Origin of the sequence: Microbispora catharanthi (assembly GCF_006334915.2) — a bacterium.
Lineage (GTDB): Bacteria > Actinomycetota > Actinomycetes > Streptosporangiales > Streptosporangiaceae > Microbispora > Microbispora catharanthi.
Genome location: NZ_VDMA02000008.1, coordinates 17,328 through 27,806 on the forward strand (window position 1 = coordinate 17,328; position 10,479 = coordinate 27,806).

General features: G+C 71.6%; 12 protein-coding genes. 6 read left to right on the top strand and 6 right to left on the bottom strand.

What is annotated here, in order from left to right:
• Positions 1–77: 77 nt before the first annotated feature.
• Complete coding sequence (locus FH610_RS16570) at positions 78–398, bottom strand: hypothetical protein (protein WP_139575373.1); 321 nt, start codon at positions 396–398, stop codon at positions 78–80.
• A 170-nt stretch (positions 399–568) separates the two neighbouring features.
• Between FH610_RS16570 and FH610_RS16575 the strand changes: the two genes are divergently transcribed.
• Together FH610_RS16575 and FH610_RS16580 are read left to right on the top strand one after the other, a co-directional pair.
• Positions 569–859: a hypothetical protein gene (locus tag FH610_RS16575; protein WP_139575374.1), complete on the top strand. Its 291-nt coding sequence runs from the start codon at positions 569–571 to the stop codon at positions 857–859.
• A 108-nt stretch (positions 860–967) separates the two neighbouring features.
• Positions 968–1,438, top strand: a complete 471-nt coding sequence (locus FH610_RS16580) for a MarR family winged helix-turn-helix transcriptional regulator (protein WP_139575375.1) — start codon at positions 968–970, stop codon at positions 1,436–1,438.
• Here FH610_RS16580 and FH610_RS16585 read toward each other — a convergent pair.
• A complete protein-coding gene (locus FH610_RS16585) occupies positions 1,417–1,734 on the bottom strand; it encodes a hypothetical protein (protein ID WP_139575376.1) in 318 nt (105 codons plus the stop codon). The two genes, FH610_RS16580 and FH610_RS16585, sit on opposite strands and share 22 nt — an antisense overlap.
• A gap of 223 nt (positions 1,735–1,957) precedes the next feature.
• Here FH610_RS16585 and FH610_RS16590 point away from each other — a divergent pair, with 223 nt between their 5' ends.
• Together FH610_RS16590 and FH610_RS16595 are read left to right on the top strand one after the other, a co-directional pair.
• The gene (locus FH610_RS16590) at positions 1,958–2,791 is read left to right on the top strand and encodes an alpha/beta fold hydrolase (protein WP_139575377.1); all 834 of its coding nucleotides are present in this window, start codon (positions 1,958–1,960) and stop codon (positions 2,789–2,791) included.
• Positions 2,792–2,922: 131 nt separating this feature from the next.
• On the top strand, positions 2,923–4,344 hold the full coding sequence (locus FH610_RS16595) for an alkaline phosphatase PhoX (protein WP_240809011.1): 1,422 nt from the start codon (positions 2,923–2,925) through the stop codon (positions 4,342–4,344).
• A gap of 42 nt (positions 4,345–4,386) precedes the next feature.
• Here the strand turns inward: FH610_RS16595 and crcB (FH610_RS16600) are convergent, their stop codons facing one another.
• Genes crcB (FH610_RS16600) through crcB (FH610_RS16610) form a run of 3 tightly spaced genes read right to left on the bottom strand, consistent with a single transcriptional unit; the run spans position 4,387 to position 5,641 of the window.
• A complete protein-coding gene (gene crcB, locus FH610_RS16600) occupies positions 4,387–4,758 on the bottom strand; it encodes a fluoride efflux transporter CrcB (RefSeq protein ID WP_139575378.1) in 372 nt (123 codons plus the stop codon).
• On the bottom strand, positions 4,755–5,108 hold the full coding sequence (locus tag FH610_RS16605; RefSeq protein ID WP_139575379.1) for a DUF190 domain-containing protein: 354 nt from the start codon (positions 5,106–5,108) through the stop codon (positions 4,755–4,757). The genes crcB (FH610_RS16600) and FH610_RS16605 overlap by 4 nt, the downstream gene beginning before the upstream one ends.
• Positions 5,105–5,641: a fluoride efflux transporter CrcB gene (gene crcB / locus FH610_RS16610; RefSeq protein ID WP_205825829.1), complete on the bottom strand. Its 537-nt coding sequence runs from the start codon at positions 5,639–5,641 to the stop codon at positions 5,105–5,107. Before crcB (FH610_RS16610) ends, FH610_RS16605 begins: the two co-directional genes overlap by 4 nt.
• Positions 5,642–6,140: 499 nt before the next feature.
• Here crcB (FH610_RS16610) and FH610_RS16615 point away from each other — a divergent pair, with 499 nt between their 5' ends.
• Positions 6,141–7,292 (top strand): hypothetical protein, encoded by a 1,152-nt coding sequence (locus FH610_RS16615; RefSeq protein WP_139575380.1) that lies wholly within the window; start codon positions 6,141–6,143, stop codon positions 7,290–7,292.
• 38 nt (positions 7,293–7,330) lie between these two features.
• Entirely contained in the window at positions 7,331–9,136 is a 1,806-nt protein-coding gene (locus FH610_RS16620) for an AfsR/SARP family transcriptional regulator (protein WP_139575381.1), read from the top strand.
• Here FH610_RS16620 and FH610_RS16625 read toward each other — a convergent pair.
• On the bottom strand, positions 9,083–10,405 hold the full coding sequence (locus tag FH610_RS16625; protein ID WP_161628016.1) for an MFS transporter: 1,323 nt from the start codon (positions 10,403–10,405) through the stop codon (positions 9,083–9,085). The genes FH610_RS16620 and FH610_RS16625 overlap by 54 nt on opposite strands.
• Between the last annotated feature and the right edge of the window lie 74 nt (positions 10,406–10,479).

Genomic DNA, 10,479 nt, shown 5'->3' on the forward strand with positions numbered 1-10,479 from the left:
AGCTTCAAGGCCGGGTTGTCCACAGCCTGTGGACGACTCGGCCTCAGCCATACGTGGAGTGCCGGACCGGCGGGGCGTCAGCGGCCCAGGCGGCGTCCGGTCTCCTCGATCACCTGCCACAGAACCGCCGCGAGGTCCGGACGCTCCGTCAGGACGTCCTCGATGCGGGCGCGCCAGGCGCCGACCTCTGCGGACAACGGGTCCTCGCGAACGCCCCGCACAGGCCGGGCCTCGTCTCGTAGGAGGCGCGTGCGGGTGCGGGCCAGGTCCCGTTCGTACGTCTGCCCGAGATGGCGTCCGAGCGTCTCACCGAGCCACCAGTAAGCGTTGTCCGTCGCGGCCGCGACGAACACCCTGGCGCTCTCCCACGCCACACGGTCCCTGTGGATGACGGCCACGCCATCGACGGTACGTCCGGATTCCACGGCGGGCAACGGCCGCTTCGCCGTCGGATCTCGCCGGGCTCTTGGTGCTTCGCCGGGCGCGCCCCGAGTTTGTCGAAACTCGCGCACGGATACGAAGAGTAACGATCGAGCACGATTAGTTACACCTGAGATGAGGAATCTTCATGCACCACCCTTTCCGTCTTCTGTCCCTGGCCGCCCTGACCTGCGCGGGCCTGCTCGCCACCGCGCCCGCCTACGCGGGCTGCGGTTGTGACACGCCGAAGGCCGCCAAGCCCGCGGCCGCCGCCGCGGACCTCGGCGCGAGGGTCGACGCGGGCCTGAACGTGGGCCTCGGCCTCGACGTCGCCCTCGACCTGGGTCTCGACCTCGGCCTCGGCCTGAACGCGCGGGCCGGCGCCAACCCGGGGACCATGAGCTGCGGCAAGCCCATGGTGCTGCGCCGGTGCGGCTGACGGGGCCGGCGTGACCCGGCCGGCGCCGGGTCACGCCACCCGAAAAAACCTCGTGCACGATTGGACCGTTCACGTGCAGATGGCGGGCCAGGCTCCTACAGTGGAGGAATGACCGGCACCACGAGCGAGCGGCTTCCCCGCATCCTCGACGACAAGATGTGCTTCGCGCTCTACGCCGCCTCCCGCGCCGTCACCGCCCTCTATCGGCCGCTTCTCGACGAGATGGGTCTCACGTACCCGCAGTTCCTGGTCCTGCTGGTGCTCTGGGACGGCCCCGAGGAGGGCGTCACGGTCAAGGAACTCGGCGCCGCACTGCACCTCGACTACGGCACGATGACGCCACTGCTCAAGCGCCTGGAGGCGAACGGCCTGCTGCGCCGGGAGCGCCGCATCGACGACGAGCGCACGGTGCAGATCACGCTGACCGAGAAGGGCGCGGGGCTGCGGGAGCGGAGCGACGGCATCTTCGCCTCCGTCGGCGACGCGATGGCGCTCGAGCCCGAGGAGTTCACCCGCACACTCGCCACGCTGCGCCGCCTGACCGCCAACGTCACCGCCTACGCCAACCGGCGGGGCTGAGAGGCGAGCGTTCGCTCAAGGGCGATGCGGGTGAGCCAGGCGAGGGCGGCGGTGAACAGCGGCGGCCACGCGATCGGACCGAAGGTGTAGGCGACCAGCACCACGAGCGGGATCCACACACGGTGGACGGCCTGGTAGAGCGCGCCAGGCGGACGAACCCCGGCGAGCCGCGACAGGTCGATCAGCGCGAAGAAGGCGAGCGCGGCGACGGTGGTCGGCACGCCGTACTTGACGCTCTCGAAGACCGCGAACGCGGCCAGGAAGAGCGCGACCACTCCCCAGCCGATCTTTCGCAACCAGCCGCCGCCTTTGTGGTCGGCAGCCCCTGCAGACGGCTGCGCCCGATCGCCTGCACCCTTCGTGATCCGCACACCCGCGACCTTATCGGTGGTACGCCCATGAGACATCATGCGCGCGATTACCTTGCACACAACTTAATTGTGCCCTAGTCTCTGGGACGCACGAGGAACCCGGTCGCAGAGGCCGGGGTCACGCACTGGAGATCAGAAGGAGCAGGTCATGGCGTACATCACCGTCGGCCAGGAGAACAGCACCGACATCAACCTGTACTACGAGGACCACGGTAGCGGGCAGCCCATCGTGCTCATCCACGGCTACCCGCTGGACGGCCACTCGTGGGAGAAGCAGATCCCCGCCCTGCTCGGCGCCGGCTACCGCGTCATCACCTACGACCGCCGCGGCTTCGGCCAGTCGAGCCAGCCCACCGTCGGCTACGACTACGACACCTTCGCCGCCGACCTGAACACGCTGCTGGAGACCCTCGACCTGCGCGACGTGATCCTCGTCGGCTTCTCCATGGGCACCGGCGAGGTCGGCCGCTACCTCGGCACGTACGGCTCGGCGCGGGTGGCCAAGGCCGCGTTCCTGGCCTCCCTCGAACCGTTCCTGCTCAAGACGGAGGACAACCCGGAGGGCGTGGACGGCAGCGTGTTCGAGGGCATCCTCGAGGCCGTCACCAAGGACCGCTACGCCTACTTCACCGACTTCTACAACGCCTTCTACAACACCGACGAGAACCTCGGCACGCGCCTGAGCGAGGAGGTCGTCCGGGCCAACTGGAACACCGCCGCGGGAGCCTCGTGGTACGCCTCGTCCGCGGCCGTCCCCACCTGGACGACGGACTTCCGGGCCGACATCCCCAAGATCGACGTTCCGACGCTCATCGTGCACGGCACCGCCGACCGCATCCTGCCCATCGAGTCCACTGGCCGCCCATTCCACCGGGCGCTCCCCCAGGCCGAGTACGTCGAGATCGAGGGCGCCCCGCACGGCCTGCTGTGGACCCACGCCCAGGAGGTCACCGACGCGCTCCTCGCCTTCCTGGCGAAGTGACGCGCGGGCGGCATGTGCCGTCCTGAGATCGTTGCGGCGTGTTCACCCTCGCGTCCGTTTCACGGAAGGAGAGGTTCAAGGCAGGGTAATGGGATCACAGGGCCTGCCCTCAGCACCGAAAGGTACGTCCTGTGAGTTCCTCCCTCTCCCGCCGCGACCTCATGCGCTCGGCCGCCGCCGGCGGCCTCGGCATCGCCATCGCGGGCAGCATCGAGGCCATCGCCGGCCCCGCCGCCGCCCAGGCCGCCCAGGCGGGGGCCGGCAAGACGACCGGGTACGGCCCGGTCGTCGCCGACCCCGCCGGTCTGCTCGCCCTGCCCGCGGGTTTCTCCTACAAGATCGTCGCTCAGGCCGGCAAGACGGTGCTGGAGTCGGGCGAGCCGACCCCCAGCGACGCCGACGGCACCGGCTGCTTCCGCGGCCGTGACGGCTGGGTGCTGGTGAACAACCACGAGATCGGCGGCAGCGAGCCGTACGGCGTGCCCGCCCTGCCCGGACTGACCTACGACCCGGGCGCGAAGGGCGGCACCACGACCATCGAGGTCGACAGGGACGGCAACCGCATCCGCGAGTACGTCAGCGTGGCCGGCACGCACAACAACTGCGCGGGCGGCATCACGCCGTGGAACACCTGGCTGACCTGCGAGGAGACCGAGCAGCGGGCCGGCGGCGCCTTCCAGAAGGACCACGGGTACGTCTTCGAGGTGGACCCGTTCGACCGCGAGGCCAACAAGAACCCGGTGCCGCTGAAGTTCCTCGGCCGCTACTCCCACGAGGCCGTCGCGGTCAACCCGCGCAACTCGGAGATCTACCTGACCGAGGACGCGAGCGGCCCGAACGGCCTGTACTTCCGCTGGACCCCGCCCCACGGCTTCCACGGCCGCAAGGGCGCGCTGCGCGCGCTGGCCCTGGGCCCCGGCGGCGACACCGCAGGGAAGCTGCAGGCCATGCGGTGCCGCAAGGGCAGCAAGCACATCGCCGACCTGTCCGAGGCGACCCAGCCGGGCACCCGTTACAAGGTCGAGTGGGTCGACGTGCCGGACCGGGACGCCAAGACGACCTCGGTGCGCAAGCAGTTCGCCGACGACCAGATCACCCGCAGCCGCAAGCTGGAAGGCGCCTGGTGGGGCGACGGCGGCGCGTACTTCGTCGCCAGCTACGCCCGGCACGACGACGGCAGCGTCAACGAGCACGACGGCCAGGTCTGGTTCTACGACCCCGAGTCGGAGACCGTCACGCTCAAGACCATCTTCGGCGTCAACCCCGACCCGGAGCAGGACACAAACTACGACGGGCCGGACAACATCACCGTCTCACCGTACGGCGGCGTCATTCTGGCCGAGGACGGCGAGGGCCTGTCGCACCTGGTCGGCGTGACCGACAAGGGCGCGCCCTACCCGATGGCCCGCAACGAGCTCAACGACAGCGAGTTCACCGGCCCGACGTTCAGCGACGACGGCCGCATCCTGTTCGCCAACATCCAGACCCCCGGCTACGTCTTCGCGATCACCGGTCCCTGGACCCAGAAGCACAACGGCCACGGGCACCACTGACCCGCCGCACACCGAGCGAGCCTCTCCGGCTCGCTCGGTGGTTCAGGCGAGGAGGGCGGCCAGTGCGAACCCGGCGGCGGCGGCGAGGACGCCGAGGACCAGACTGCCGAGCGCGTTGAGCCCGGCCTCCAGGACCGAGCCCTCCTCCAGCAGCCGTACGGTCTCGAAACCGAACGTGCTGAACGTCGTGAACGCGCCGCAGAAGCCGGTGCCCAGCAGGGTGACCATCACGGCGGGCAGCCCGAGGTCGTCCCGGGCGCCGAGCAGCAGCCCGAGCACGAGCGACCCGGACAGGTTGACCGCCAGCGTGCCCCAGGGGAACACGCTGTCGTGCAGGCGCTGCACCAGGCGGTCGGCCAGATAACGGGCGGGAGCGCCGACGATGCCGCCGAGGAAGACGAGCAGCAGGGTCACGGCTCCGCCCGCCCCGGCTCACGCCCCACGTAGCGGTAGACCTCCACGGAATCGACGATCACCAGGCCCTCGGTCACCAGTTCGTCCAGTTCCGCCACGAACGCGCTGATCCTCTCCGGAACGTCCACGATGACGACGGCGATGGGCAGGTCCTCGCTGAGCGACAGCAGGCGGCTGGTGTGGATGCGCGAGGAGGCGCCGAAGCCCTCGATGCCCCGGAACACGCTGGCCCCCGCCAGGCCCATCTTGCGCGCCCGATGAACGATCTCGGTGTACAGCGGCCGGTGCCGGTACTGGTCGCTCTCGCCTATCAGGATCGTCAATCGCTGGGCGGGGCCGTGCAGTCTCATTCGCCCCTCCTCCCGCGCCGCCGTACGGGGAGACCCGCCAGGGTGCGGGCGAGGACGATGCCGCACCAGACCGCGATCAGCCCGGCGACCATGCCGGCGGCGGCGTACGCACCGGCCATCGGCCACGCGCCGTGCGACGACCTGTCCACGATCTCCACGGCGAAGGTGGAGAACGTCGTGAAGCCGCCGAGGAAGCCGACCCCGAGGAACGGACGGACGTAGCGGCGCGGCGGCCAGACGTCCAGGACGAAGACCATCAGGGCCCCGAGCGCGAAGCAGCCGGTGACGTTGGCGAGGAACGTCCCCCAGGGGAATCCGGTGGGCGGCGCGGGGAAGGCCCGGCCGAGCAGATACCTGGCCACGGCGCCGGCTCCGCCGCCGAGTGCAATCACCGCGAGGATGTCCCAGGTCCGGCGGGGGGCCGGGGCCGGGGCCGCCGGCCCGCGGAACATGTCCCGCTCGTGGCGGAGGTCCACGTCGGGGTCGACCGGCAGATCCGCCTCTTCCCGATCGCCGCGTACGCGCCGGCTCACACCGTCCTCCTCACCTCGCCACCCGGTCCGCCGTTCGACTCGTCGCCCGGCCTGTCCGCAGGACCGCAGGTCCGCGCGACGGTTGCCACGACGGTCGCGAAGGGGAGCGGACTTCCGCACGAGTGCATCCCAGTTTAGGTGCCGCACCGGAACGGCCATCCGGGCCGCCGTGGTCGTCGCGGACCGGGCGATTCGCGATCAGCAGCGGTATGCCCCTATTAAGGAATTGCTGACGACCACAAATTAAGGGTCGGGACAGAACAGCAGACAGAGCTTCCGACAGTCACCGCTTTCCGGACATAGACCTATAGTGACCTGCTGGAATACAACTCCTACATATCACAATAAACATATCGATTAACCACATTAGGTTCTATTGACAGCAAACCGGGGCCACCGTTGACTGGTGGGATATGGGCGTGATCACGAAAATGATGCCGATAGAAGCGTCACCGGTGCGAGGTGACGGATTCGGAGCGCGCACGGCTGCGGTCACGCCTTGTTGAGCGCCACCGGCGTCCCGGGCCAGGCCGGGCCGGGCCGGTCGTGCGACCCTCACCTCACCGTCGATCTGCGCGGATCGCCGGGCTCGGTGTCGTGGCGGCTCCCGGAGACCGGGCTGGTCACGGACGCCGCGCCCTGCGTCGTGCTGGCCGACCGTGCGGGCTGCGCCGAGTTCGCCGTCCTCCAGGACACGCTGCACCACCTCGGGGTGCCGAGCGTACGCGTCGACGCCGAGAGCGTGGCCGCGCTGCGGCTGTCCGCCGCGGTGACCGGCGGGGCCGGACACGACCGCACCTGGTGCGTGCTCGACCTTGACGGCCGCCGGATCGCTCCGACCGTCGTCTGGGCGCGCCACTTCTCCCCCCGGGCCATGCCCGCGACGGCGGATGCCGCACAGACCCTCTTGCGGGCCGAGTCCTGGCACGCGTTCGTCCGCCAGCTCTGCTCGCTCGCGCCGGCGAGCCTGCCCGGCAACCGTCCCGGTCGTCTGGAGCAACTCGCCGGGGCCGCGGCCGCCGGCATCCGCGTTCCCCGGACGGTCGTCACCACCGCCCCGGCGGAGGCCGCCGCCGCGATGCCGGGCCGCAGGGTCGTGGTCAAGGTCGTCGGGGAGCACTTCGTCGAGGCCTCGCCCGGCCTCCTGACCGGGGCGCTCCCCGAGATCGCGGCACGTGCGGAGGTCCTGCGCCGGCCCGCGCTCGACCATCCGGTCATCGTGCAGGAACACGTCGAGCACGACGCCGAGCTGCGGGTCTACCACGTCGCCGGGGCCGTGCACGCCTACGCCGTCGGCAAGCGCGCCCCCGACTCGCCCTGGCGGGAGGAGGCCGGGGTGACGGTCACGCAGGTCGCCGCCCCGCCCGCGGTCGCCGACGCCGTACGCGGGCTCGCGAGCCTGTGGGGGTTGACCTACGGCGCCTTCGACCTGCTGCTCAGCGCGGGCGAGGTGGTGTTCCTCGAGGTCAACACCGACGGCGACTGGCGCTGGTTCGAGGCGAAGGCCGGAGGGCGTGAGGTCTCCACCGCCGTCGCGCTCGCGATCAGGACGCTCCACCTGGCGGCCCTGGGGAAGGCGGGACCCCCATCGCCGCTCGAACTCGTCGACTTCCTCCTGTTAGGCACTCGGACACGCGGCTCCCGCCGGTGACCGGGGTCGCCGCGCAGACCCGGACCAAGGAAAGCGCCATGGGTGACGTGAGCTCGCCGCGACTGCACTGTTCTGTACTCGGTTCGCTGGAGGTCCGCGTCGCGGGCCGCAGGGCCGTCATCGGCGCTCCGAAACAGCGGCTTCTCCTGGCGATACTGCTGTGCCACGCGAACGCGGTCATCCCGTCGGACCAGCTGATCGACTCGTTGTGGGGCGAGACCCCGCCGCGTACGGCCCGCAAGAACCTGCAGGTCTACATGTCCGCGCTCCGCAAGATCGTGGGCGACCGGATCAGCTTCCAGGGATGGGGCTATCGCATCAGCGCCGATCGCGAGGAGCTCGACCTGCTGCGCTTCCTGGAGCTGGGCAGGTCGGGGCGCGCCGCCGTCCGGAGCGGAGACCTCGCCACCGCCGCCGCGCTGCTGGGCGACGCCGTCCGCATGTGGCGGGAACGGCCGCTCGAGGAGTTCTGCCACGTCCCGCTCGTGGCCGCCGAGGTGGGCCGCTTCACCGAGCTCTTCCTGTCGATCTACGAGGACTGGGTCGAGCTGGAGATCGAGCTGGGCCGCCACGTCGACGCCCTGGGCTCCCTCGACGTCGTCGCCGCACGGTTCCCCGCCCGCGAGCGCGTCGCCGCGGCCAGGATGACCGCGCTGTCGCGGTGCGGGCGGGCCGCCGAGGCCCTGGCCCACTTCGAGGGCCTGCGCCGGCACCTCGCCGCCGAGATGGGCATCGATCCCAGCCCGTTGATCAGGCAGCTCTACCAGGCCATCCTCCGCGGTGACGGGCCCCCGCCCGCGCGTCTCCCCGGCCTGTCCGGCGTCGTCCGCCCCCGGCCCGTACGCGCCCTGGCGAACCGGCTGCCCCGCGCCATCGACGACTTCGTGGGCCGTGAGGCGGAGGTGCGGCGCGTCCTGGACGAGCCCGCGCCCGTCACGGTGATCACGGGCGGGCTCGGCGCCGGCAAGACCGCCCTCGCCGTGCACGTCGCGCACCTGCTGGCCCCCCGCTATCCGGACGGCGCCGTGGTGATCCCGCTGCGGTGCCACGGAGTCGCCAGGCCGGCCGCCGACGTCCAGCGGGAGATCCTGGAGGGCGTCGGACTGGAGGTCGCCGGCGTGCGCGGGGACGACGTGCTGGCCTCTGTCTGGCGGTCGTGGCTCGCCGACCGGAAGGTCCTGCTGGTCCTCGACGACTCGCCGGACGAGTCGAGCGTCCGCATGCTGCTCCCCGGCACCACGTCGAGCAGAGTCCTGGTGACGAGCCGGAACAGGCTCAGCGGGCTGGAGTCGGTGGCCAGGATCGATCTCGAGGACCTGTCCACGAGTGAGGGCGTCGAGTTCCTGAGCCGGTTGATCGGCCGCCACCGGGTGGCCGGGGATCTGCCCGCCGTCCTGCGGATCTTCCGTAGGTGCGGGCTGTCGCCGCTGGTCCTGCGCCTGCTCGGGGGACGGCTCGCCGGGCTGCGGCACCTGCCGCTCGGCCTGCTGGCGGAGCGGCTGGAACGGACCGAGGACGTGCTGGACGAGTTCGTCGCGGGGGACGTGTCACTGCGCCGGCGGTTCGAGGAGTCCTACGCCCACCCGTCGTGGCCGCACCGCGCCGCGTTCCTCGCCTTGGGCGCGCTCGACGGCCCGGTCTTCGGGCACGAGGAGCTCGTCGTGGCGCTGGACGGCACCGAAGGGCCGGGCGAGCGGGTCATCGAGTCCCTGTTGGAGGCCGGTGTCCTGTCGATCCCGCAGGTAGAGACCGACGTCGAAGTGGTCGCCCACTCCTTGTCGTACGCGATGTCACCGCTCGCCCACCGGTTCGCGGCCGAGCTCGGCGAGGACCGGAACCGCTGAGGGCGCGGAACCGGTGGCGGCGGCAGCCGGCACGTGGAGGCCGCGCAGCGCGGGGCTGATCGAGGCCACCACGCTGCACGCCGCGAGCAGGCCGCCCACCGCCACCAGCGCGCCGGCGCCGCCGACGTACTGCGCCAGCAGGCCGCCGAGCAGCGGCCCGACCGGGGTCAGGCCCATGGTGGCCATGGTGAACACGGAGACCACCCGGCCCGTCATCGCGTCCGGGACGAGCCTGGCGAGCAGGACACGCAGGACCACGTTGAGCGCCGGCGCCGCGACCGTCGCGAGGAAGAGCGGGACCACCGGCCAGTACGGCCCGAACGGCAGGGCGGTCGCGCAGACGGCCAGCGCGAAGAATCCGACCACGGCCGGCATGAGCCTGCCCGGCGGCAGCAGGCGTCCGATCCTGGCCGACAGGGTCGCGCCGAGCAGACCGCCCAGGCCCAGCCCGGCCAGCACGACGCCGGTCGCGGCCGCATCACCGCCGCGCGCCTCCACCATGACGATGACGGGCAGCAGCAGCGCGTTCGCGACGAGGTTGGCGACCAGGGCGAACGCCAGCCCCGCGCGCAGGCCGCGATGGCGCCACAGCCAGCCCGCCGCCTCCATGACGTCGGCCCGCATCCCGGTCTCGCGCCGCTCCGCCGCCCCCGCCGGCCGGCGCGGCACCCGCGCGCGCACCACGCACACCAGCGAGACCAGATAGCTGAGCGCGTCCACGGCGAACGGGAGGGCCCGGCCCAGGCCGAACAGGAGGCCGCCGAGTGGCGGCCCGGCGAGGGCGGCCGCGTGCCCGCGCGCCTCCTCCTGGGCGTACGCCTCGGGAAGCTGCCCGGGAGCCACGACCCCGCGGATCGCGGCGGCTCTGGCGGGGCCGAAGAAGGAGTCGGCCGCGCCGGTCACCACCGCGACCGCCAAGATCTGCCACAGCGCCACCCGGCCGGTCAGGACGGCGGCGGCGAGCGCGGCCAGGGCGAGACACCGGACGACCTCGGCGGCGATCAGGATCCGGCGCCGGTCCCACCGGTCCACCCACGCCCCGGCTGGCAGGGAGAACAGGAGATTGGCCGTGATCCGGCAGGCGCCGACCAGCCCGGCCAGCGCGGCGGAGCCGGTGACGGCCAGGATCAGCAGCGGGAAGGCCACCCAGGTGAGCGTGGTCCCCAGCTCCGATGCCGCCGCCCCCATCCAGAGCATCTGGAACCGGGAGTTACGGCGCAGCGGCGGCAGCTCACCGCGCTTACTGATTCGCTCGCTCCGCTCGCTCATGCCCGGAGCGTCCCAACGGGCGGTTCGCGCCCAGTAGGGACGCGGTATGGGGCCGGTATGGGCGGCCGGACCAG

Coding starts and splice junctions, on each gene's coding strand:
- FH610_RS16575 (WP_139575374.1), top strand. CDS start 569: ATGCACCACCCTTTCCGTCTTCTGTCCCTGGCCGCCCTGACCTGCGCG.
- FH610_RS16580 (WP_139575375.1), top strand. CDS start 968: ATGACCGGCACCACGAGCGAGCGGCTTCCCCGCATCCTCGACGACAAG.
- FH610_RS16590 (WP_139575377.1), top strand. CDS start 1,958: ATGGCGTACATCACCGTCGGCCAGGAGAACAGCACCGACATCAACCTG.
- FH610_RS16605 (WP_139575379.1), bottom strand. CDS start 5,108: ATGAGACTGCACGGCCCCGCCCAGCGATTGACGATCCTGATAGGCGAG.
- FH610_RS16620 (WP_139575381.1), top strand. CDS start 7,331: ATGGGTGACGTGAGCTCGCCGCGACTGCACTGTTCTGTACTCGGTTCG.
- FH610_RS16625 (WP_161628016.1), bottom strand. CDS start 10,405: ATGAGCGAGCGGAGCGAGCGAATCAGTAAGCGCGGTGAGCTGCCGCCG.